This is a genomic window from Rosistilla oblonga (assembly GCF_007751715.1).
In the GTDB taxonomy this organism is placed as follows: domain Bacteria; phylum Planctomycetota; class Planctomycetia; order Pirellulales; family Pirellulaceae; genus Rosistilla; species Rosistilla oblonga.
Genome location: NZ_CP036292.1, coordinates 5,705,569 through 5,729,603, shown reverse-complemented (window position 1 = coordinate 5,729,603; position 24,035 = coordinate 5,705,569). Strand labels below are relative to the sequence as shown.

Below are 24,035 nucleotides of genomic sequence, written 5' to 3'. Positions count from 1 at the left end.
AACCGTCTTGAGGGGTTCCCCAGCAGAATGGAAAAGGTTATCTCTCGGGAAGCTAGTCCGGTTACGCCGGATTTGCCGGTCGCGCGCAGCCGCTGGGCAGGATCCACACTGCGCTCATCGGTGCGATTCCGGTGCGTCGACCAAGCAGCGCCAATCCGTCGGCGCCACCCGGTCTACGCGGAATGCTTCGCGTTATACTTTTCCAATAACCGGTACAGCGACCGCCGGTTGATGCCCAACACGCGAGCCGATTTGGCTTTGTTGCCACGGTTTTGTTTGAGGACTTTGAGGACATGCGAGCGATTGAGCGTGTGCAGGTCGACGTTGCCGCCGATCTCCAATTGCTGTTGGTCGCTGGCGTCGACGATCTCGCTCGGTAGATCGTCGATCGCGATGATTCCCGGTTGTCCGGCGAGAACCTTGCAACGCTCCATTACGTTGCTCAACTGACGTACATTCCCTGGCCAGGTGTATCGTTGCAACAGTTCCAGAACACCATCGCCCAGCACCCATCCTTCGCCTAAAAAGTGTTGAGCTAACAAACCGATGTCCTCCGTGCGTTCGCGCAGCGAGGGCAGTCGAGCTCCCAGTACGTTGACGCGGTAGAAAAGGTCTTCGCGAAAGCGACCGCTGCGGACCTCGTCGATCAGCGTTTTATTTGTCGCGGCGATCAGGCGGACGTTCACCTGTCGCTCTTCAGTCGAACCGACGCGGCGGAGTCGGCCGTCTTCGATCACTCGCAGTAATTTGGCTTGTAGGTCGCCAGCAAGTTCGCCAAATTCATCGATAAACAGCGTGCCGCCGTCAGCCGTTTCAAACAGTCCACGTTTGGTGGCGATCGCGCCGGTGAAGCTCCCTTTTTCGTGGCCGAACAGTTCGCTTTCAAGTAGTGATGCCGGGACCGCCGCGCAATTGATCGTCACCAAAGCTTGGTCTGCCACGTTGCTGGCAGCGTGGATTTCACGGGCGACCAGTTCTTTTCCGGTTCCGCTTTCCCCTTCGATCAGGACCGGCATCTCGCTTGGTGCGACCCGCGCGATCCATTGAAGTACCGAATCGATCGCCGCCGATTTGCCCAGGATCGATGTTTTGTTTTTCTTTTCGCGGACGACAGCGGGTTGGCTGCAGGCAGTGTGGGTGCATCGCGGTCGGTTGGTCCCAGCGGTCTGGATCGCTAGTGCAAGAGCGTTTGGCGAGATCGGCTTCGTTAGGAAGTCGCAGGCGCCGGCTTTCATCGCTTCGACAGCCGCGGTGATCGAAGTTGTTGTCGACACAACGATAACTTGTAGGGACGCATGAGCCGACTGCAGGTGCCGTAAGTCGTCCAATACTTGTGGTTCCAGTTCGTCGCAGAAAAGGACGGCGGCGTCGCATCGTTGGTTGGAGGTCAATTGAATTGCTTCGGTCGCCGAGGCAACGGTCGAAACGTGGAACTGCCGCTGCGACAACTGGTCGGTGACTTCGCTGCAATGGTTCGAATCTGTGTCGACCAATAACACGTGAGTCGATCGAAGGGCGTGGGGAATCGAATTCATAATGTAAGCCGCTCCAGGAGACGTCGCAGGCGATGGTTCGTGTGCTTGGGGCCCGTCCGGACTTCAAGGTTCGAGACGCCAGGCCCGCCGTGGGCCGATCCGGTCTCTGGATCTTGAACTTGCCGATGCTATCCCGTCGGGGGACGTGCCTGATGGTCTCCTAGAGCAACTTCGATGCCGAACGTTCCGAGGGGAGCCGAGATTATGAGCGGAGGATGCCCACGGCGCAGCGAGCGCTAAAGAAGAAGGGGGGCTGAGAATAGTCTTCCAGCTGGGAGGCCGATTTTGGGGCTCACGCCTCCGGTTCGCTCCAACCGTGCAGTCTGGAGCGCTGGGGGTGCGGATGTGCACGCACACTTTCTGGGGGACGCGCGCCTTGGCCTGGCGCGGTTGCGATCGATCGATGGAAGACGAGATCGCGAGCGAAAGCGCTCTAGCGATGAGAGTTAGGCGGAGCTGCGTTGCAGAAACTCTTCCAACAGCATCGCCACGCCAGCGGCCATCAGCGGAACGCTCATCGAAGGCATTGGTTTTTGCCTCGCCGCGACTTGGTTTGGCGCAACGGGCAGATGGAGGAAGGTCGATTGCGTTTGCAGGCCCTCGCAAGCGGCGTAGTGGTGACTCATATAAAGAGTCGCGTTGCAGAGGTAGGTGCCGGCGTGATAGGAGACTTGGGCTGGGACCCCCCGATCGTGCAGCTTCTTGCCCCAAGCGGTCAGCGGCAGCGGCGATTTGTACGCTGCAGGGCCCCCGTCGACCAGCTCACAGTGGTTGCTTCCCATGTTAACGGCAAAGCTCTCGAGCCGGATCACGCTGGCGCCGGGAGCTTGTCCCAGGTGTAGGATCAGATCGAAATCCTGCTGCATATCGATAGCCAGCCGATGTTTGACGGCTTGAAAATCGACGGGATAGCGGCGGGTGACGACATCGTCCCCCCCGTCGAACCATCGCGTCAGTTCGATCAGCGTCAACCAGCTGCTGTTCTCACGCCATTCTTCGTAGGGTTCAAACGCGGTTAGGAGAACTCGTGGCATCGCGGTGGCGCTTCGTTTTCGGTGAGCTATGAAGGATTTGCGGCCTCTCGCAGCACGCCTCGCGGCGCGGGCGTCGAGGTCGTTGACCGGTCAAATCATAGCCCACCGTCACCGGCAGGACGTTTTATTATCCTGGGATGCCTCAAAAATCGTGCCGTTGCGGCGAGGCTCCGTGGAGCTCAAAAGCATGCTCAGTCAACGCGGTTGGCGCAAAATCGTGCCAATTCTTCAATGAAAATAAAAATAAAAGACCGGTTGACAAACAAACATTCTTGACTTTCCCTAAAGTGGACGTAGAGTAGATTGAGTCACAATAGCGGTTTCACGCTCAGAACCTATCGTGGTGAGGCCTATATTTAAGCGAAGGCATCAAGCCTGCACCCAACCGGGGTAGGGATTTTTGATCTTAAGAGGAGAGTGACGCCGGTCACAAAGGAATGCACCATGTTAGTGCTATCACGTAAGAAAAACGAAAGCATCGTAATCAACAATGATATTCGTATCGTTGTCGTCGAGATCCGTGGCGATAAAGTACGGCTTGGGGTGGAAGCTCCTCGCGAAGTGCCAGTTCATCGCCGCGAAGTCTACGATGCGATTCAACGAAGCCAGCAAGACGATTCCGCTGAATCGGTCGATGGCTAATTCGCTCTGCTTCCATGCGGTCCGATGAAACCTCATTCCCACTTAAACCTGGGGGCGGTTGAGTCGTTGCCACCGCAGCAGTCGCTGCGTCATAACCCACTCGATGGGGATGACGATCTGTTTTCGTTTTTTGATAGAATCTGACAACCATTGGTTTAAGTTACCGCTTGAACCCGACCGATATCGAATTTCAGGAACCAACTGCGAATTTTGTGCCGAGCCCCTTGACGGTCTGGCCCTCGCTTTGGTAAACCTTGTCTTGTCGCGGCCCCATCGTCTAGCGGCCTAGGACTCCGCCCTTTCACGGCGGCAACATGGGTTCGAACCCCATTGGGGTCATTAATTGACTTAAGCCCAGCGTTTCTTTGGCTTCCACAGCCGGAAACGCTGGGTTTTTTTGTGCCTATTCCGCAGCCGCGGTTCGCTTGGCCACCGAATATCTTCCCGCTCGCCAGCCATGGCCAGTGTCGATCTTCTCTTTGCCGCCCCGCGGACATCGCTCATCCTTTTTGTGAGATTTGTGTGCGAGGAGTCTTAAAGCAAAGGCTGTGCCATCTTTGGGGGGGGCAGCGATTGGCTGAGGCTTTGCCACGAAGTTTGCTCAACGGGTTCGTCTTTTGGGTGCGGTGGTTCTCTGCCCCTTCTGGCGAATTGATTTTCTGATTCCTGTTTTGCTGAAACCGAGTGGAGCATAGCAAGCGTTCTGCCGCGCGGCCTGTCGCGCGCCAGTTCGGCACGAACGCACATCTCGAAGCACACTTTGTTTCATCGCAGTTCGTTGAATCGGGCTCTCGTGCGTCGTCGAGGTTCTGGCGTTTAGGCCAGCCCGGTGCCGGCTCATCAGCCGCGGCAGTAGAGCGTCGATCGAATCATTTCAGCGTGAGCCTGTTGGTCGTGCTTGGGGGAAAAGCCGCACGTCTGCAGGATGGGGGCCGGATCGACCACCTGACGCGATCGGAGACCGGTTTGCCAGCGAAAGAAGGTGTGCATGATCGAAAGCCAGAATCGGCCCCACAGCCGCCGTAGACCGGATGGTGGAATTTGGAAGTCGACGACGTACCAAGCGGCAGCGGGAGTTAGCCAGCCGGCGATACGGGGGATCAGACGGCCGAGCTCCTCTGCATCGAAGCAGTCGAGGAAAAAGGGAGTCACGACGAGGTCATAGCGGCCCGCCGAGAATTCGATGACTTCGATGTCGGCAACATGCCACCGCACCGCCCTGCCCCGCTGGCCGACTCGAGATTTCTGCAGCGCTACCATCCTTGGGCTGATGTCGACGCTTGTCACTCGAGCCGTCGGGCTGCTGGTTAAAAAAGCGTCCAGCAACCGCCCGTCGCCATCGCCCAGGAACAGGACTTCCGGATCGTCGCCACTCGATCGGGACTGAAGGTGTTCGAGAACCGCCGGCAGCAGGCTGACTCTTCCATTTTGCAGCGCTCTGCCGAACCGCAGCTGTTCCAGCGTTTGATACCACGGGGCCAAGCTGTCGTACCCCGATCGCCGCTTATCGCTCACAGCCAGTTCGCCAGCAGGAGCACCGGCAGCGGCGCAAGGAGCACGTAATCGGCGAGCGGGCCGCAGCTTGCTGCATCGATCCAGCTTCGCTCGCGGTCGATAATCCACGCGATTCCCAGCAGCCCGGCGGCGCTGAGCGCTGTCGCCGCAGAAATCGCAGCTGGGATCAAGGCCCAGCAGCCCAGGGCGATCGCCAGAATCGAAAGCAAACCGGCGATCAGCGGCAACCGCGACGCGAGTCGAGGGAACATCAAGATCGCCGATCCGATCTTCTGCTGGCGGTCGCTGCCTCTTTGGACTTTGGCGACACACAAGCAGTTCAGGCTAAACAACGCCGCCATCATGCAGGTTGTCAGGGCCAGCGGCAGCGAGAGCTCTGCCACCGCGATCGGCAAGCTGACTCCGGCGGCAAAGACGGTTCCGACGACAAATTCCTTGGGGACGCCGCCTCGCAGCCAGCGGGAACCATGCACAGCCAAGCAGTAGAGGAGGACGATTCCCATCAGCCCCGATCCGGCAAACAGCAGCTGCCGATCCAGCATCCGCAGGGCGAGGCTGCTGTCGATGGCGAGCATCCCGAACCAGATCGGCCACAGGATTCGCGAGTAGCGGTTGGCGAAACGGTGTCGACCGGGAACGTCGCGACTGAAATCCAAACGCCGGCAATCCAGCAGCCGATCCGCCATGTAGATCAACCAAACCGTGAGGAACATGACCGCCATCGCGGCTGCTTGAGATCGATCGATCGCCCGCGAAGGGCCGTCGGTCGATGGGGGATTTGAGTAGACGGTGGCCAGCAGCCATTGCCACGTTACCGCCACCGACGGAGCGTCGAGGGAGAGGCGGTTGGGGAGTTCCAGCGAACCGATCAGCCGACTGTCGGTCGTTTGCGATCCGTCGGCCAGAGCAGTCGCCATCGGTTTTCCTTTTTCGTTCGGGCGGACCTCAATCGGAAATCTAAATTAGCAGGCAGCTGTGGCGACGTAAATCCAGCCGTTTCGGCAGCTACTGGGGCTCCGTCGCCGGTTTGCTCTTGGGGCGAAACGCTTGGCAGCGGGCGGGATCGGTCTCCAGGCGAGGTCCTTCCAGTAGATCGATGCAGTAGGGGATCGCTGGAAAAACAGCATCGAGACACTCGGCGATCGCTTTCGGCTGGCCCGGCAGGTTGACGATCAAGCTGCTGCCGCAGATCCCGGCGGTCTGCCGCGAGAGGATTGCCGTCGGGACAAACTGCAGCGAAACCTGCCGCATCTGTTCGCCAAAGCCGGGCATCATCTTGTCGCAAACGCGCTCGGTCGCCTCCGGGGTGACATCCCGCAGTGCCGGCCCGGTGCCACCGGTTGTGATGATCAAGCAACATCCCTGTTCGGATAATTCTTGCAGCGCGTCGGCGATCGCATCGATGTCGTCGGGAACCAGTCGTGGGATCGCCTGCCATGGGCTTTGCAGGACTTCTTGCAGATAGGCTTCGATCGCCGGGCCGCCCCGATCTTGGTATTCGCCGCGGCTGGCGCGATCCGATACCGTCACGATACCGATCGACGCGGGGGTGGGTTGTGTCATCTTTCGTTTCCCTTGATCTGGATCGCGGAGAGCCTCGCTGTTGCGGGCGGCTTATTCGCCGTGAACCGTCAGGACAAGTTGGCGGCGACCGCCATGATTGCGGTGCTCGCAGAGATAGATTCCCTGCCACGTTCCAAGAGCCAATTGCCCCGAGGTGATCGGGATCGAGAGGCTGAATCCCATTAGCGCCCCTTTGACGTGAGCCGGCATGTCGTCGCTTCCCTCGAGCGTATGGACGTAGGGCAACGATTCGGGGACCAGGTGATTGGCGACCATTTCGAAATCGGTCCGCACATCGGGATCGGCGTTTTCGTTGATCGTCAGGCTAGCGCTGGTGTGCTGGATAAAGACATGCAGCAGGCCAACTTGGACCTCGGCTAGTTCGGGCAACGCGGACAAGATTTCACGCGTCACGAGATGAAAGCCTCGCGGTTTGGCAGCGAGGGCAATCTGTTTTTGGAACCACACGGCAGCGACTTTCTGAATCGATGGGATCGAAGCGACAGACAGTCCAGAGCCGGGTGACTGGACTGGCCGCAAACCCGTTGCGGCCAGCACAGTCTACGCACTTCGATACGGTTCCGCACCACGGCTTGATGCCAGCCGTGGTCGCAGCGGCGACTTATTTGGCCGCGATTTTCTTTTCGACTTCCGCAATTCGGTCGGCGACTTGCGCTTCGGCCGCTTTCATTACGTCGGCGATCGAAACCGCTGCGCCATCCTTCTTCTTCGATTCGTCGGCGGCTGTCATGAAGGCGAACATCTCGATCGTTTCATTTGGGTCGACGGCAACTTCACCGGTCAAGAAGAACGATGCAACGCGTTGAACCAGCGGTTGGTAACCAGCATAAGTGCCAGCGTCGGCGATCGATTTCTCGCCGAACACGATCCCGCCGTAACCTCGTTTGCCCGCTCGCAGTCCGCGGAAGGTGCCGACGCGGCCGTCTTCCCAAACGCCAGTCGCTTCGTCGGTATCGGCTGTCGAAACGCGAGAGACTTGCGTGCATCCGGTTCCCATGATCGTGTACAAGGTTTCGACGCCGTGGACGCCGTACCAGAACAGATCGGGGTGAGTTGGTTCCAGCGAGCAGGGGCTCCAGACGGTAGCGCCCAACACAGCGCCGACCTTCGGATCACCGGTGCGGAAGCGGTAGATATCGGGGCTGAATCGCAGCGACGAGCTGCTGAAAAACGGCACGTCGTACTTCTTCGACAGCTGTTGGATCGCCAGGCAATCGACAAGCGAAGCGGCGAGCGGTTTGTCGATGAAGACGCGTTTGCCGGCTTGGAAGACGGGCAATACTTGTTCCAGGTGGGGACGGGCGTCGACGCTTTCCAGCATCACAACGTCCACTTTTTCCAGCAGAGCCGGGATCGAATCGACGATCTCGACACCCATATCACGCAATTGGTTGGTGAAGCCTTCGACGCGATCGCGGCTCGACGCGATGTCGGGGCTGCCACCGGGGAACGCGGCGACGACGCTCATCTTCGCCAAATCGCCGGTCGCTTTGGGATCGTTCATGACTTTGCTGAACGCTGTCACGTGCGACGTGTCCAGTCCGATGATGCCAACTTTTAGTGGTTCGTCGGCCGACGCGCTGGTTGCGGCGCTGAGCGATACGGCGGCTGCCAGAGCGGGAATGAGTGCAAGTTGAGCCAGAGTAGGGATCTGCATGGTGGGATACCTTTGAAGGAAAGGGCGGGCAACGTTTACTGTTGGGACCATGAGTATAGTCGCTGTGGGCGGTTTGCGTTATCAGAGAGCACGCGAAAATTGGGAAGGTCTCCAACCCATTGCATTCCGCCCCGTTTTGAAGAACTGCCAACGTTAGCTATGTCAGTTCCCTGTGGCTTCGCCGCAAAGGCGAGCCGGAGACGTCTCCCCGGCTCCTGTGACACGTGCGGCTGTTTCATGGCGCCGGGGTCGGGGCGGGGCGAGTGGCGCGCCTCCCTGGATTGCTCTTGCCTCTGGTGCGCCAGGCGAAGCCTGGCTGATCTACTCAAATGAAAGGAGTTGAGCATGGTAATTGTTCGTTAGCCATGTAGCCGACGAGGCGGCGTGCTCGCGGTAACCCGGTCGTCGGAGCCCTCGGCCGTGCGAAGGTGTCAGCCGTAATGTGTCAGCGTGAACCCGATTCAGCCTCGTTACACTCATCCCAAGTGGCCAGCCTTTCTGAGAGGGTGAAGCCATCACGGGTCGTCCCAGCAACGAACACGTGCAGCGATCCGACTTGGCGGGGTGATTGGCGACAGCGGGCACCGAAAGATCAGTCAGGAACCTGGGAGGCCCGAGCCGGCGAGTCCCAGCTCAACATTGCGTGGGAATCCATAACCACGCAGAGACCGGTTCGGGAGTCGGACAGGCTCATATTAGTGACGACTCGCGGTAACTCGCGACGAGCGAAGGAGCCTGACGGAGGATGTGTTTTATTCAACGATGTTTTGAGATCCGCTTGACCATGAAGTCCACTACGGAAGACGAAGCTGACCCAATCGACCCCTGCGGTCGAACCGATCTGCCTCCGAAAGTCTCGCGTTTGCGAATGAAGCTGAATCAGAAAGCGAAGCAGGAACCGAAGTTTCGATTCTACGCTCTGTATGATCGAATCTACCGGACGGATGTTCTGCAGTCCGCTTGGCGTCGCGTTCGGAAGACCAAGTCCGCCCCCGGAGTCGATGGTGTCACGTTTGTCGACATCGAAGAATCCGGAGATGGTGTGCGAGGTTTTCTGCAACGACTCCAGGACGACTTGCGGAACAAGAGCTACAAGCCCGATGCGGTTCGTCGCGTGCAGCTTCCCAAACCCGATGGACGCATGCGTCCGCTGGGCATCCCGACAGTTCGCGACCGAGTGGTCCAGATGGCAACGTTGCTGATTCTGGAACCGATCTTTGAAGCGGACTTTCGTGACAGTTCGTTCGGGTTTCGGCCCGGACGTAGTGCTCATGACGCACTCGATGCGATCCGTTCGCATCTTGGGCGTGGGAAACGGGAGGTGTACGACGCGGACTTAAAGGGTTACTTCGACACGATCCCACATGACAAACTAATCGCTGCACTGGAGTTTCGTATCAGTGACCGCAGTGTGTTGCGATTGATCCGCATGTGGCTACAAAGCCCGATCGAAGAAGTCGACGAGTCGGGTCGTAAAACCCGGCACAAGCCGACTGCGGGTACGCCTCAAGGTGGAGTGATCTCGCCGCTTTTGGCGAATCTTTACCTCCACTGGTTTGAGGTTTTGTTTTACCGCAGTGATGGCCCGGCAAACTGGGCCAAGGCTGAAGTGGTCCGCTATGCGGACGACTTCGTCGTGCTCGCCTATTACCAAGGCGATCGTCTGAGATCGTGGATCGAAACGACGCTGGAAGGCCGCTTCGGCCTGACGATCAACCGCGAGAAGACCAAGGTCGTTCGCCTTGGAGAGATCGCTGGTGAAGGTTTGGACTTTCTCGGGTTCACGATGCGCTACGAACGCAGCATCTTGCCGCATTCGGATCGCTATCTGCACGTGGGGCCGAGCCGCACGGCGATGGCTCGAGTTCGCATGAAGCTTCGCGAACTAGGCACTGTTTAACAAACTGATCTGGTCAAACAGAAACGCATTCGGCAACCTCCCGGAGTACCTACCAAAGTGCTCCAAGGAGGAAGCCAAATGCCACGCCATCGTCTCACAGATCGGGAGTTCAATGCAATCCGTCATCTGCTGCCCAAGCAGCGCCCCGGTAAGCCGGGACGACGGTGGAGCAACCATCGCACGGTAATAGATGGGATACTCTGGATCACGAAGACTGGAAGCCCCTGGCGAGATCTACCTGAGCAACTGGGGAAATGGCAAACGGTCTACGCCAGATTTCGACGATGGACCAAGGAAGGGCTCTGGGCCAGAATTTATCAAACACTACTGAAGCGACTGGACGCACTGGAGAAGATTGACCGGTCGCTTTGGTGCGTTGACGGTAGCGTCATTCGGGCTCACCGCAGCGCTTCGGGTATGATTCCGCAGAGCGAAAAGAACGATGAATTAGTGGCTCTGGGACGTTCTCGAGGCGGATACTCGACGAAAATTCATGTGCTATGCGATGGCGAGGGAACGTTGCTCGGAATCACGGCGACTGGCGGTCAACGCCACGAGTCGACGGAACTTGAGAATCTCATCGCAAGCTGTGAACTAAGTCTTCATCGCTACGACAGTCGTCCTGAAGTGATCGCAGGAGACAAGGGATACAGCAGTAACGCGATTCGCCAGTTCATCCGCGACCGCCAGATCAAACCGGTCATCGGATCGAAGGCTAACGAATCACGGGATGCGAATTTTGATCGCGAAGCTTACCGCCGCCGCAATATCATCGAACGACTGATCGGCTGGCTAAAAGAATCTCGCCGAGTGGCGACGCGATACGATAAACTTGCCTGTTCGTACCTTGCTTTCGTTCAACTCGCCGCCATGCGGCGAGTGCTCAAACTGCTTTAATAAACAGTGCCTAACCTCGCCACGGATGTGTTTCAAGCCGGCACCGCTGATTGTCAACGAAGTGAATCGCTTGTTGCGAGGCTGGAGCGGGTACTTTGGCTACGGCCATCCCCGCCGGGCGTTTGCGTCGGTGAACTACCAGACGTTTCGGCGTATGGACATTCACCTGCGTCGTCGAAGTCAACGAGGCTGTCGTCCGGGCAAAGGTATGAGCCTCTACGAGCATCTCTACTACAACCTGGGTTTAGAGAAGCTATGTGGAATTCGCTAACCCTGCGAGTGCCGCCCGATGAAATGCCTTCGGTAAGCCGGATGCGGGAAATCCGCACGTCCGGTTTGATGAGGGGGGAGGGCCGCGAAAGCCGTCCTCCTCTACTCGACTGAGAGAGAGAAAACGAAATGGGTTCCGCTGTCCCCGATATCGCGGCTCAATTCGCGGTGGAACGACTTCGGGCCGAGTGGGATGAGACCGTGCTCGACAATATTTATGCAGGTTTTAATCGGGGGTAGACATGCGATTGCTCTGCGCCTCCGGCAACATCACCTCAACGAACACGCGGGAACTTGTTGACCGGTTGTTTCTTAATAAGCTCCAGCAACCTTTGCCGTCCTCGGCCGCGATCGTGCACAATCTTCACGCTCGCGTTGCCGCCGATGAAGTAGTGCATGCAAGTGCGCAGATTGTATTCGGGCGTGAGCGTCAATAAACGCAAATCACTTTCCCACAGCGCTTGACGAAAACTCGGCTGGTCCGCTGCTCGCGGTCCGATCCGCGCGCAATTGGCTGCGTGCAATACGAGCCAATTGTCGACAAACGCTGTCGTCTTTTCATTGCGCCGGATTGCGATCACGCCGGTGTTGCATTCGGGAAAGTAGGCTGGAACGTCGGGCGGATCGTGCTGGAATTGCCGTACCGGAGCATGTGCCGCAGCTAAATCCCAGCGGTCGAGCATCGAAAACAGATCAGCCACCGGTTCGATACAATACGTGTCGGTATCGACAAATAAAATTCTTTCAAACGGCCACGCCTGCATCGCAAGGATCTTGTCGCTAAAGGAATCAATGCCATCGGGGAGTTGTAGGATTTGGTCGAACGGATTTGCGTTCGGCACTACGCCCCGCGTGAACAGACAGATTGGAATCGACGGCATCTGGTTTCGAAACGATTGCGCACACTGCGCCGCTTCCAATTGATACCTTTCTCCGGTTGCTACGAGCATGATCCCCGATCGGTCATCCATTGCGAATACTCCCCGGTGCAAACGCTTGGTACTGTGCCAACAGTTCGGTTTCCAACGCCTGCGTAAACCCCGGAACATCTGTCAGCGGACTATTGAAAAATCGCTCCAGCAGTTCCCCTCGTAACCCGCGTAACAGATCGGGACTGCGCAACAACTGGCATGCAATTTCAACATATTCGTCTTCGTCGCTCGCTACCAACTCCTCCATCCCCAGCCAAATTATCATCGCAGAGGTCGCCCGGTGGGCATAATACTTCCCCGCCAATGAGACGATCGGTGTGCCGACCGACAACGTCTCCAGCGTGGTCATTGTCCCTTGGTACGGAAACGAATCGAGAGCTAAATCGACCTCCGCGAGTTGGCGAAAGTGATCGTGATAGGTCGTCGTCATCGGACGGAAATCCAACCGGCTTGGACAGACTCCGTTGGCTGCGAAGATCTCTCGAAACCGATCGGCAACCAACGTGACTTGGTATCGATCACCGTACTTCAAGGTCAAATCAATTTCAGGCGTACGCTTCAAGATCTCAGCCCAACAGGCCATTGCCGAACGCGAAATCTTCGCCACATTGTTGAAACAACCGATGCGTAACCGCTCGCGGCTGCGAGGCTCTTCATGGATCTGCCGAATCCAATCCGGCGCCTGGTATGCTAAAAATCCACACGCAAGGTACAAGGGGCGTTCACTGTAGTAACCATCGGCTTGCCCCGGTGGGTCAGCGTAATGGTCGGTGATTCGAAAGTCGATTGCCGGGACCGCTGCGGTTGCCGGGTAGCCCAGAAAAGCGACCTGTAGCGGCGCACAGCGACTGGCAAACAATCGCAACCGATTCCCACCACCTGAGAACCCTGCCAAATCGACCAGCACGTCGAGCTGATCGGCCCTCAACCTTGCTTCGAGATCACGGTCGTTGGTACCCCACGTCGCTCGAAACGTCTCGACTGCCGCTTCGGTTCGCTTCGTCAACGCGTCCCGTTTTTCTCCATCGTGATACGCAAAAATTTCAACCTGCTGTCGATCATGTGCTTCGAGGATCGGCGTGATCAGCTTGCCCACTGGGTGAGTGTAAAAGTCCTTACAGAGATATCCTATCCGCAGCCGATCCCTTGCTTGCAAGACGCGTGGCTTCGCCGCTTGTGGCTGCCTGGCAAACTGCATTCCAACACGGAAATGCTCCTTGGCAATTTGCTCCGCCGATTGACAGTCGCTGTAGTTGAGGAACATGAGATAATCGGACGCGACAGCATCGGCCCGATAGCCCGCTCGAAACAATAGTCGCAGATGCGACAGCGACTCGTCGAGCGCGCCGATGCCGTGCAAATGTTTCGCCAACTGAAATCGTTGCCAATGCTCCTCGGGACTTATGGAAATCAGCCGCCGTAAAAAAGGAATCGCTTCAAACCGGCGATCGAGCGATTCCAGGCATGCGGCAAGGTTTCGCAGAGGGTGAGGGCTATCAGGACTTCGCTTCAGGATCGCCTCAAAATGACTCGCCGCTTCCTCGTGCTCTCCGATTTGCATCAGGCAAAATCCCAAGTTGTTCGCCGTTGCATCGTCGATCGGATCCCTGCGCAATTGCCGTTCGTACAACGCAATCGCCGTACGGAAATCTCCGGCATTGAGACACTCATTGCCACGTTCGGTCAGGTTCCTAGATTCTGAATCGTCAGCTTCCGCATCCCGCCAGCCGAGCGATTTTAGCGGCAGTGGCATTCGGTAGCCCAGCAGATCGAGTGTCTGCCGGAACTGGGTGCTGTTGGACAACACGGGCCACAATTCAGTCGGAACGCTGCGTCGTATCGGCGCCCTGATCTGTCCATTTTGCCGCGTTCCATCCCCCGTGATCTTGCTGCCCTTCCACCAGAGGTCTCGGTAGCTTGGGGCGAACGGAATTCCAAGCTCTACCGTGATTTGTTGCAAGATGCCGTCGGAATCACACGCAAAGTCTTCATGGCGAAACCAGGGCATCGATTGAATTTCTTCGGCAAAGTGATGCATGCCCGTTAGCACTTGACAGTCGTCCCACCGCTTCTTCAGAACGGTCAGCTGTTTCATGCTCAGATAATGATTCAACGGATGCCGTACCGTGGCGACGGAGCGCACATCAAACCGTTGCAGCAACACCTCACGCAATCGCAACTGGTAAGTGCAATCGGAGAAATATGGAAAGCCGTGGAAATCGGCGTGGCTCCAGTCGCGGATCACCAACGTCTTGCCCAGCGCGTCGCATCGTTGCAACAGCAATTCGATCGCATCGCAGAACTGCTCATCCGATTCGATCGCGAACCCCTCAGCCTCTTCCATTGAGATTAACCCATGCCATTGGGCAGCCTGGCGCATCGGGTTGAAATGGTTAACCGATCGTGGATTGATTTCGCTTAACAGGCAGACACCCGGCATCGCTGCCAAGCAGCGACTGATTACGGTGCCGCCCGATCGGGCAAGGTGGTGAATGCAACGAATCGTGCGCGACATGAACGCTCCGCTATTCAAATATGTTTGAGGCGATTCAAAAGCCACATTTTGATCGGATGGGCAAGACAAACAACATCCCTATCAACACATACCGAATCCGGGGTAATACGGGTTTGCGATCGCTGCGTCGGAATAACACGAAGAATTTTCAAAATTGTTTTGACAGTTAAACTGCAGACCCATAGGATAACACCTGTTCACTTGATCACACACATGTAGGGTCCTGGGTATGTCAGAAGGCGGGATGAACACATGGAAACGGATCTCGCTCTCGCTGCGCAAACCCCCCGTCCCCCCCCAGCTCGCCACGCCCGCGTCGTTTGCGGTTCGAGACGCTGCAGTCGCGCAAGATGCTTGCCGTTGATGCCCTGCCGGGAATGATCGACACGCATGCCACCAACGACACGCAGCCTGTGGAAACCGAAACGGAGCTCGCCGGGCCAGTGCGTGCCAGCGAGGCTGCGGTCACTTCAAGTATCACTGAGGACACGCTTGACTCAGCCCCACGTCACGCTGAATCGACGCAACTACCCCAGCAATCGTTCGATCGCCTCGACATGAATCGGGATCGTCAGGTTACACCGGTCGATGCGTTAATCGTGCTCAACGCCCTGGCACGGCAAGGTGACCAGCCTGTCTCGCCAGCAGACCAAGTGATGGCCGCGTTGGACGCCAACGAGGATGCCTGGCTTACGGTTGCAGACGCCGATCTGATCGTTGCGGCGCTGGGGCAACGTGGTGTTATGGGGGCGGTGATGCCAGCCGTTGACGTGGCGTCATCGTCCAGCGGCAGCGATGTCGACTCGGCTGTCTCTTTCGAGTCGGCCGATGTGCCTCATTTCCAATCCGGCGAAGCGATCGTCGCGTTGGCCGGTGGCCCCGCGTTGGCGTCGCAATCCGCATCGACCCCCGAGGAAGCAGCTTGTCTGGCGGCCCAAAGCGCCTTGGAGTCCTGGAACTTGTACCTCCAAGCACTTCAAAGCCAAACACCACCGGCGTCTGAAGAGGAACTAGACGCAGCCTGGAACGAATCCGAGCGGCTCTACTGGCAAGCGGAAGAAGCGTGCAGCGAAGAGGACTCAACGGGCGGTTCATCGGGGGGGAGTAGCGAGGGTTCATCGGGTGGCAGCAGCGGTGGATCATCAAGCGGCAGCAGTGGAGGTTCATCCGGCGGCAGTAGCGGAGGTTCATCGGGCGGCAGCAGTGGCGGCTCGTCGGGTGGCAGCAGTGGTGGATCATCGGGCGGTAGCAGTGGTGGATCATCGGGCGGCAGCAGCGGTGGATCATCGGGCGGCAGCAGCGGAGGCTCGTCGGGCGGTAGCAGTGGTGGATCATCGGGCGGTAGCAGTGGTGGATCATCGGGCGGCAGCAGCGGTGGATCATCGGGCGGCAGCAGTGGTGGATCATCGGGCGGCAGCAGTGGAGGCTCGTCGGGTGGAAGCAGTGGAGGATCAACCGGCGACAGCAGTGGCGGATCGTCGGGCGGCAGCAGCGGAGGTTTCACAGACGGCAGTAGCGGCTTGTCGGGTGGCAGTAGTGGCACTTCGCCAACAACTTATGAAATCGACGAACATTGGATTTACGACACTTACATGAATGAAGCAGATGAGATCAATGAGAATACAGATTTATATGCATATTTGGAGATTTCCGGACCACGAGATTCGTCAGGAAACTTTGTCGCGCCACCGAATTTGATTGCACGGATTGATCGAAATTTCGATGGCATTTTCGATCCGGGAGCAGAGGAAACAATAATACAGAAAATTACCGATGGAAGTGAATGGCGATACGTCAATTTAGGGAGAGTCATGGATGACGGTCCGTCGCCGGGAAATGCCACCCCCAACGACGCTCTCAAGATTGAATTGGAGTTCGGCAATGTCGTCACTGAAGAGGTGCAGGTCGAAAACGTAGCACCGACGATCGAATCAAGACCGAATTTCACCTTCGGGTTTACTGATGCTGATGACTTGGTTGCATCGGTAAGGCTGTCCAGTATCAGTGAGCCTAGCCCGTTGGATGATGTGGTGCTCAGCGTGCATTGGGGAGATGGTGTCACCACTCCTTCAACACAACCAAACGCAGACGGTGAGTTCGAAATTACGCGAGAATTCGATTTACCAACATCACTTCCAATACCACAATTGTACCCAGTTCAAATCACGTTGTCCGACGATGATACCGGCTCGTCGCAGTATCTGATCGGTGAGGCGGATGTTCCTGTCAACGACAACGACGATAACGACAATGATGTAACCGACCTCGACGAAACCGGATTCGTCGATCCCGATTTGGTTCAGTTCGACATGAACGAAATTCTTCCAGCCGGATTTGATCATTCTTACGGCGAATTCTACTTAGATTTCGACTTCTCACGTATTCGCATTTGGCGAAGTCAAGCGAAGGTCTCAGAAGTTCCATACGGGACTGGGACATGGTTTGCGGGGACGGAATCTTTTTGGATCGAAGGGCTTGAACAGGGCACCACGCAAATCACGTTGCTGTGGCAAGGAACGGACATGAGCGCAACGTACTGGCAAATTCCACTGGGCCATTTGGATGTCACCGTTTGGGATCCCGACCTGGATATCGACAGCGACAATAACAACGGGACCAATTACCCCGACAATTCTGACTGGGAAGAGTACTTGGAGGACAATGACTACGGACTAGGCAAGTTCGTCTTCCCCACCGCGACCCATTACACGCCGCTGCGGCTTCGCTTAACTCCCGGCCTGAATCCATTAATTGAGGACGTTCAAGTTCGCCTGAATTTCCCTGGTGCTGGACAATCGGGAGTGCTTCACATGTGGAATACTTACGCGGCAGATCCGGCTCGCGTGGACGATGATGTTCCCGACGGTGGAAATCGTTTAATACCCGGAAGCGTCTACTCGTTATCGGACCTAAACTACAATTCCGGCAATGGCGCAATTACGATTTACATTGACGCAATCTCGACGTTCCCCAATCACGATACAAAGCAACACGTCATTGACAATGGAAAGCCGGACGATCGGATTCGAGCTACACTGGTCGACCCAGGAAATGGTGATCTTGCATTCGACGAAGTAAAATACATGATCGTCAACGAAGACACATTTTACCCCCATCTAAATCAAAAAGTCGTTCTGCGCAGTGCGATGGCTTCTGAAGGTGTCTATGATCAAGCAGATCTGCCGCAATACGCCTTGAAGCGGTTGCCGTCAGATGAGTTGGACGCATTGTTTGGCGAAGGCAGCGATATCCTAGACCTGATCGGAGGGACAACGTCCGTGCCAGGATTAGAGACCGCCATCTACCGTGATCACGTGACAGGGCAATATGTTTTGGCCTTTGCAGGAACCAACGATAGTGAAGATTGGATTGACAATTTAAGGCAAAACCTGACCGTTCCATCTCTTCAATACGATGCGGCAATGGAGATTGCATTTGAAATGAACTTTACACAAACCGTTTTCGAGCATGGTATGTATCTCACGGGCCACTCTCTTGGCGGTGGTTTGGCATCCGCAGGCGCAGTCGTCGCGGGTCAAAACGCCTATACTTTTAATTCTGCCGGTTTGCGCCGTGAAACACTACTAGTCTGGGATCCTGTCGCCGGCGCACATACCGACCAAGAAATTTATCCTGGTGCGCTATACAATTATAATAATGCGCCTTGGTATGTGGATGCATATTACCTGGACTGGGATATCCTCAGCTTCATTCAAGATCAAGTTCCTGCCGCAGATCTTTACGATATTTTGGCAACATTTTTTCCGACACTTTCCTCAGCCACAGTTGACCTATTTCAGCCTGCGATCGGCAATCGATTCGTTTTGGATGGGCCATTGGATGCTGAAATGTTAGCTTATACGTTGTTTGCGGGGGTTCTAGCACCTAGCAGCGTGTTAAATGCAATTCTCGCTGGAGCCGTTCCGCTAATTTTTATGTCTGCCGCGCATACGACGGATTACTACCAATATGGTCTCATGGTTGATGAGTCCACGGGCTGGAATATTTACGGTGTTCCATTGCCATTAGACACGCTTCCAGGTTAGTTCATGCGCACGAAAACACTTTTGATATTGTCCGTTCTGCTTCTTTGTGTTATCGGTTGTGATCGGGCAATCGATTCGCTGACAACGCGATCACCATCGAATGAAAGTATTCCTGAGGTCAAAATGAACCGATGGGATGACCACTCGTTTCACGATATCATTCGTGCAGGTGGAAGACACCGTTTAGATCGAATCAAAGAACTCATCGACGAGGGTGGCGATTTGAATGAACTCGACCACAACGGGAACACACCAGCCGTGTTAGCCACAGGTTGGGGAGGACAATACGACATTGCCATCATGCTTGTTAGTGCTGGCGCCGAATATGATATTTACAAGCGGAATTCCAATCATCGACTCGCACATTTCGTCGTCATGGAGGAACGCAGAGCGGGTCTATGGTCACCTGAACAACGCCGTGATCATGCGCGACTTATCAAGTTATTGGAGACGCGCGGCGAATCATTCACGGAAGTGCGAGCCGATTTTGCACGATGGAAGGAGCTCTATGCTGGTACCTCCCTATCCCAGTACGCCAAACTTCGTGACCAAGAAATCGCGGAGCGTGAAGCACGCTCAACAGGAAACGCAGGTCCGACCAACAAAACATCTCAATCCGGATCCAAAATCACGGTCCAATCGCCCGATGCACTGCACCAACTGATCGATCAACGAGCCAAAGGCTGCGACGATTGCGTGCAGCGGATTCGCGAACTCATCGCCGAAGGATTCGATGTCAATGCGATTTCCAGTTGGGGTATGCCAGCCGTGATTTGGGCGGTTGATAAGGGGCGGCAATTCGACGTCGCACTGCTGCTGCTCCAAAACGGTGCCGACCCTTCCGTGCCATGCATCAATCAAAAAACTGGCAACCCGTTGCGTTTAAAACTCATTCACTACGTCGAACGCGCCGAAGACGACATTCAAATGTACGACAAGCAACAACGACAAGGTTATGAAGAACTCGTTACATGGCTCACCGATCACGGCGAATCGATCGAACAAGCCAAGCAGGAACGCCACTTCTGGAACCAGCCCCTTGTCGAACCTCCATCCGCTGACCTGAATGCGGACTAGGTAGCTCGCCCGTCGCCTTGCCATCTCAGATCATCCGGCGACAGTAGCGATGGATCATCTGGTGGCAGTAGTGGAGGATCATCCGGCGGCAGCAGCGGCGGTGTCACGGGCGGCAGTAGTGGAGGTTCATCGGGTGGGTGCCCAACTTCCGGCAGCTATTCGCTGACTGAACACGAATTCTGGGAATCCAATTCGTCGGGAAGCGGACCAACACTATCGATTGACGAAGGCGGGGCGCTAGGAATCCGAGGCAAGATCGATGGACCGAAATGCGACGGGACACTGGTTCCGCCAACGGACGTGGTCGTGCATGTCGACAAGGACTTCAGCGGCACTTTCGATGCCAATGAGCAGTACGCCTTTGAGTATGATGGATGGTTGATGGGAGATGAATTCCAAATGCATCTCGGCACAATTTTTGACGACGGACCATGGCCCGGAAACGGAACGGCGTCGGATACAATGAATGTTCGCCTCGATATCGGTGGATACAGTTCAGACCTCACGATTAACGTCAATAACGTTGCTCCCGCATTTAGGGCACCGCCAACGCTCCGAGCCACGACGGACGAAGACGATGCCCTGACCCTGACGATCACCGCACACATTTACGATGTGGGCTCCCAGGATCGGCATCGGTTGCAAATCACATGGGGTGATGGCGGCACGACGATTGGATCGTGGGACGACTGGGAAAACAACGAAATTGCCGCAAGTCGCATCGTCGCCTCGGGGGATCCGAAACCAGATCTCTATCCGATCACTATTTCACTCCAAGACGACGACATGGTCAGCAGCGACGGCACGATACTGGAATCGACAGTGTTCCAAATTGTCCAACAAGACGTTGCTTATAACAATGACGACGATGATGGCAACAATTACGAAGATCTGCTAGATGATGCTGGGTGGGACAATGGTATCCCTGCGGAAGATGATCTCGTTCAGGTTTCACTCGCAAGCATAAAGCCGACAGTCGCAAACGCTGCGGATGGCAAATACTTGTTGCTTTACACCCCTAATGAAGTACGCGTATGGAGTTCCGCCGATAAATGGGACTTCATTGCGCCGTACGGCGGGGAATACACGGCTGAAATGTCCGGCGATGACTACCTCACAGGGATTGAGTATGCTGGGCAGGATGACGTTTGGATCGAAGGCATTCGTATCAATCCAAGCACGGCAAGCATTCAATTGGTCTGGGGCGAATCCGACTGGTTGAACGGCAACGGAACCTACGGAATCTTTGATAACACGAACTTCCAGTTTGAGAAGGTCGTCCACGGCGGAACGCTTGTAGTCACAACCTGGGGCATCGACGTCGACATTGACAGCGATAACGACAATGGATTTGACTATCCTGATAACGATGCATGGGAGGAGTACATCGAGTCTCATCCGTTTTCGATCGGGAAACTAATTGAGACAAATGCGTCTCACTTCACGCCAATTCGTTTGCGATTGCCGAGAGGGCTCGATGCCAGTGATCCGTCGCTAAAGATTGAAATCAGTAACACGCATTCGAATGTGCTATTTCTGTGGAACACTTTCAAAGCGGATCCTGATCTTTCTTCCGCGACTGTTGGCACACTAGACTCCGATGGTAAACTGGGCAGCTTCATACCTCACGGTGAACATTCTCTCGGGGACCTGAATTACAATGCTGATACTGGTGGAATCACTCTTTGGGCTGAAGCGATTACTGGAATTTTTGACACAATGTCCGATGTTGAACTCGGCAACTTTCCTGACCTCTATGTGAGTGCAAAACTCAATGGGACAATGCTCTCTGATGCTCCGGAGGACAAAGTCAAATACAAGCCAGTCGCCCCTGAGTCGTTTTACCCCTACTATGTCAAGCACCGCCACCTTCGCAATGCTGTAGCGGCCGACTTGGTTTACGGTGAGCGTGGACCGAATGGTAACGATACGCCTCCAGTCGACTCTGACCCAATTAGCAGCATGCCGTATGCGCAAAGAGTTGTAACGCAGAGCGAGTTAGAATCGATCCTTGAAGACTCAGGCCTAAGCGATCACGATAAACGCTATATAATCGACGTAATTTATTACAATGTGCCAATCCCGCCGTTTGATACTGATCCGAAAGGTGTTCCAGGTTTACGAGTTGCGTTGTTCAGAGATTACAACTCGGGCGACTATACGCTTGCGTATCAAGGAACCAACTTTGATTCAAACGCGGACTGGATGGTCAACCTGGCGCAGAGTCTTGGGGCACCGACAGCGCATTACACTGCGGCGCAGGTTCTTGCCTTTCATGTCAACCGATTGAACCTTCCTGGCCTTCAGCTTTCGGGACAGTCTCTTGGTGGCGGATTGGCGAGCGCAGGATCGATCTCATCAGGCATCCATGCTGACACGTTCAACGCCGCAGGCCTAAACTTTGAAACGCTTAAGAACGCTGACGGAACGGAGATCATTGAGGGAAGCTTGCTTCGCTGGACGCAAAAGAACTTGCTTGTAACCTCCTATCAGGTATGGGAAACACCGCTCCCGAATCCTTTGCTGCCAAACGAGCCTGCAGATTCAAAGGGTAACGTCCCTGACATTTTGAGCTACCTCCAAAGGAATTTCACGGGCGTCCTTACGCTGCCGAATGGAGATACCATCCATAATGCACCACCTGCCATCGGTTCTGTCATCGAAATCGAAGGATTGTACAACTGGGAAACATCTATGGAGACATACGCAATGCTCGGTCCGTGGTACGCATTGGTTGCATACGACATGGTGGAAGGAGACAAAAATACTGGGCTGTCACACCTTTTCCCTTCCATTTACTACGGGTTGCTTCATGGATCTGGTTGGAACTTGTATGACCATCAAATTTCTGCACGGTAATAATCGCACCGATTGCTTCGCTCTCGGCAAAAGACTTTCCTGAGGAACAGTTTGAAAGTGCTACTACCTACGTCCAAAGCAATGTCTTCGGTACTTTTTGCGACGGTGATCTTCACGCCGCTGATCGTACTGAACTTTTACAACGCCGTTCCTCAGTTGCGATCGACGAATCGCGACATGTCCCTTTTCGGATGGCCATTTTTTGGTGGCTTAATGCACGCTGATTTTTACAACAACGAGTTTGGGTGCATTTTTTGCGATAATAAACCAGAATACGTTTACGGAATTGAGGAAGCTCAATACATCGATTTAATCGTCGGGCTGGTCGCTGGTAGTCTTTCGCTTCACGGTCTCGTGAATTTTGTGATTCCAAGGTTCCCAAGATTTGACATAGTCGATTTGTTCGGAATGACGGGAAGTATTGCGTTGGTATGTTTGTGGTTTGTCTTAGATCCTCCAGTGTATATAGGAAATGCGCAGCGATTATTCACTCCCGACCAAACGGTTCATCTTTGTCAGACCGATCGTCCGCTTTGGCAGAATATGCTTGCATCGGTCTACATCTTCCTGTCATCGTATGCGCTGTTCTGTGCATTGATTTACCCCTGGCGTAGGCAGTCTGTGGGAGGCATAAAGTAGGCATCCATTAAATGATTGCCTTTGCGGGGAATGGTCTAGGATTACTGTAATACGACGCAGCTAGAACAGCGAGAATGATCAAAAGTGTCAGGGCTGAATGGCACGTAGTTAAGGTGACGCAGGCTAGATGTGGTGATTCTCTGAAAGTGATAGCGCTGCCTGTTGTGCCTGCAAAAGCTCTCGGCATTTCTGATGCTAGTTTTTGGTTGAAACATGGACAAGCCTCTGATGAGATTGTGTTGCACAACACTGTCACACAAACAGAGGCTGGCCATGACACTCCTGAACGCGAGTGAGTACCCCGTTTCTGAGTTGTCAGAGCTCTATCGACGACGTTGGGAAGTTGAGCTACATATTCGAAACTTAAAGACACATATGCAAATGGAGCATCTGCGTTGCAAAACTCCTTCGATGGTTCGCAAGGAAATCCATTGTCATTTGATCGGCTACAACTTGGTTCGTGCCTCGATGATTGCGTCGTCGCTGCGGTATAGCTGGAAACCCACGCGGTTGAGCTTTACCAATGCGATGCAGGCTTTGGAGGAGTTTTTGGCGGTGATTCGCCTACAGGCTCACCGCGTCATCGATCAATGGAATACCTTGATGCAAACAATCGCTGAACGCCGAGTCGGATGGCGCCCGGGACGTCAAGAAAAACGAGTGGTCAAGAAGCAGCCCAAGTCGTATAAGCTCATGCGTACTCCAAGGAATCCGAACCGAAATCGTTTTGCAACAACGGGTTACGCTTAACTACGTGCCATTCATTCCTGACACCTTTGTCCGTCCAAGACATCGCCGCGGCAGCCAGGCGGAGAAGGTGGCGCCCCGGCTAGAGGCAGCGCTTCTCCGATCTTCCCTCCGCCAGACCGAGCTTGGAATCGGGCGTGACGCGGCCCTTGGAGATGGCTCAATCGGGGGGCGATTGTTCTGTGG

At 55.3% G+C, this 24,035-nt stretch carries 18 protein-coding genes and 1 tRNA gene; 10 read left to right on the top strand and 9 right to left on the bottom strand.

The annotated features are described in order from the left end of the window. Nucleotides 1-173 precede the first annotated feature (173 nt). Both CA51_RS20280 and CA51_RS20275 read right to left on the bottom strand, forming a co-directional pair. Nucleotides 174-1,535 carry a sigma-54-dependent transcriptional regulator gene (locus CA51_RS20280; RefSeq protein ID WP_145123007.1) on the bottom strand — a complete coding sequence of 454 codons (1,362 nt, stop codon included), beginning with the start codon at nucleotides 1,533-1,535 and terminating at the stop codon, nucleotides 174-176. A 446-nt stretch (nucleotides 1,536-1,981) separates the two neighbouring features. Continuing rightward, nucleotides 1,982-2,569, bottom strand: a complete 588-nt coding sequence (locus CA51_RS20275) for a pyroglutamyl-peptidase I (RefSeq protein WP_145123006.1) — start codon at nucleotides 2,567-2,569, stop codon at nucleotides 1,982-1,984. A 444-nt stretch (nucleotides 2,570-3,013) separates the two neighbouring features. Here CA51_RS20275 and csrA point away from each other — a divergent pair, with 444 nt between their 5' ends. After that, a complete protein-coding gene (gene csrA, locus CA51_RS20270) occupies nucleotides 3,014-3,211 on the top strand; it encodes a carbon storage regulator CsrA (protein ID WP_145123005.1) in 198 nt (65 codons plus the stop codon). Between the two features lie 266 nt (nucleotides 3,212-3,477). Further along, a tRNA-Glu gene (locus CA51_RS20265) sits at nucleotides 3,478-3,550 on the top strand. Between the two features lie 501 nt (nucleotides 3,551-4,051). Here the strand turns inward: CA51_RS20265 and CA51_RS20260 are convergent. The 5 genes from CA51_RS20260 to CA51_RS20245 form a co-directional block, all read right to left on the bottom strand. After that, nucleotides 4,052-4,726 (bottom strand): class I SAM-dependent methyltransferase, encoded by a 675-nt coding sequence (locus CA51_RS20260; RefSeq protein ID WP_197451350.1) that lies wholly within the window; start codon nucleotides 4,724-4,726, stop codon nucleotides 4,052-4,054. After that, nucleotides 4,723-5,643 (bottom strand): hypothetical protein, encoded by a 921-nt coding sequence (locus CA51_RS25960; protein ID WP_197451349.1) that lies wholly within the window; start codon nucleotides 5,641-5,643, stop codon nucleotides 4,723-4,725. Before CA51_RS25960 ends, CA51_RS20260 begins: the two co-directional genes overlap by 4 nt. 88 nt (nucleotides 5,644-5,731) lie before the next feature. Further along, the gene (gene mog, locus CA51_RS20255; protein WP_145123003.1) at nucleotides 5,732-6,289 is read right to left on the bottom strand and encodes a molybdopterin adenylyltransferase; all 558 of its coding nucleotides are present in this window, start codon (nucleotides 6,287-6,289) and stop codon (nucleotides 5,732-5,734) included. A 51-nt stretch (nucleotides 6,290-6,340) separates the two neighbouring features. After that, nucleotides 6,341-6,757: a secondary thiamine-phosphate synthase enzyme YjbQ gene (locus CA51_RS20250; protein WP_145123002.1), complete on the bottom strand. Its 417-nt coding sequence runs from the start codon at nucleotides 6,755-6,757 to the stop codon at nucleotides 6,341-6,343. A 154-nt stretch (nucleotides 6,758-6,911) separates the two neighbouring features. Further along, a complete protein-coding gene (locus tag CA51_RS20245; protein ID WP_197451348.1) occupies nucleotides 6,912-7,967 on the bottom strand; it encodes a Gfo/Idh/MocA family oxidoreductase in 1,056 nt (351 codons plus the stop codon). A gap of 784 nt (nucleotides 7,968-8,751) precedes the next feature. On the opposite strand from CA51_RS20245, the gene ltrA reads away from it, so the two are divergent. From ltrA to CA51_RS26545, 3 genes are all read left to right on the top strand, one after another. Then, the gene (ltrA, locus tag CA51_RS20240; RefSeq protein ID WP_197451347.1) at nucleotides 8,752-9,867 is read left to right on the top strand and encodes a group II intron reverse transcriptase/maturase; all 1,116 of its coding nucleotides are present in this window, start codon (nucleotides 8,752-8,754) and stop codon (nucleotides 9,865-9,867) included. 78 nt (nucleotides 9,868-9,945) lie between these two features. Next, nucleotides 9,946-10,764, top strand: coding sequence for an IS5 family transposase (locus CA51_RS20235; protein ID WP_145123000.1), 819 nt, complete (start codon nucleotides 9,946-9,948; stop codon nucleotides 10,762-10,764). Between the two features lie 25 nt (nucleotides 10,765-10,789). After that, nucleotides 10,790-11,035 (top strand): group II intron maturase-specific domain-containing protein, encoded by a 246-nt coding sequence (locus CA51_RS26545; RefSeq protein WP_145122999.1) that lies wholly within the window; start codon nucleotides 10,790-10,792, stop codon nucleotides 11,033-11,035. A 274-nt stretch (nucleotides 11,036-11,309) separates the two neighbouring features. Here the strand turns inward: CA51_RS26545 and CA51_RS20225 are convergent, their stop codons facing one another. After that, on the bottom strand, nucleotides 11,310-12,005 hold the full coding sequence (locus tag CA51_RS20225) for a glycosyltransferase family protein (RefSeq protein WP_145122998.1): 696 nt from the start codon (nucleotides 12,003-12,005) through the stop codon (nucleotides 11,310-11,312). Beyond that, nucleotides 11,998-14,310 (bottom strand): O-linked N-acetylglucosamine transferase, SPINDLY family protein, encoded by a 2,313-nt coding sequence (locus tag CA51_RS20220; protein WP_197451346.1) that lies wholly within the window; start codon nucleotides 14,308-14,310, stop codon nucleotides 11,998-12,000. Before CA51_RS20220 ends, CA51_RS20225 begins: the two co-directional genes overlap by 8 nt. A gap of 521 nt (nucleotides 14,311-14,831) precedes the next feature. Between CA51_RS20220 and CA51_RS20215 the strand changes: the two genes are divergently transcribed. The 5 genes from CA51_RS20215 (at nucleotide 14,832) to CA51_RS20195 (ending at nucleotide 23,852) form a co-directional block, all read left to right on the top strand. Next, nucleotides 14,832-18,527: a Tle-like phospholipase domain-containing protein gene (locus CA51_RS20215; RefSeq protein ID WP_145122996.1), complete on the top strand. Its 3,696-nt coding sequence runs from the start codon at nucleotides 14,832-14,834 to the stop codon at nucleotides 18,525-18,527. Between the two features lie 3 nt (nucleotides 18,528-18,530). Next, entirely contained in the window at nucleotides 18,531-19,604 is a 1,074-nt protein-coding gene (locus CA51_RS20210) for an ankyrin repeat domain-containing protein (protein ID WP_145122995.1), read from the top strand. Nucleotides 19,605-19,910: 306 nt separating this feature from the next. Then, on the top strand, nucleotides 19,911-22,463 hold the full coding sequence (locus CA51_RS20205) for a Tle-like phospholipase domain-containing protein (RefSeq protein ID WP_145122994.1): 2,553 nt from the start codon (nucleotides 19,911-19,913) through the stop codon (nucleotides 22,461-22,463). 81 nt (nucleotides 22,464-22,544) lie between these two features. Beyond that, the gene (locus CA51_RS20200) at nucleotides 22,545-23,102 is read left to right on the top strand and encodes a hypothetical protein (RefSeq protein ID WP_145122993.1); all 558 of its coding nucleotides are present in this window, start codon (nucleotides 22,545-22,547) and stop codon (nucleotides 23,100-23,102) included. Between the two features lie 213 nt (nucleotides 23,103-23,315). Continuing rightward, nucleotides 23,316-23,852, top strand: coding sequence for a transposase (locus CA51_RS20195; protein ID WP_145122992.1), 537 nt, complete (start codon nucleotides 23,316-23,318; stop codon nucleotides 23,850-23,852). Nucleotides 23,853-24,035 lie beyond the last annotated feature (183 nt).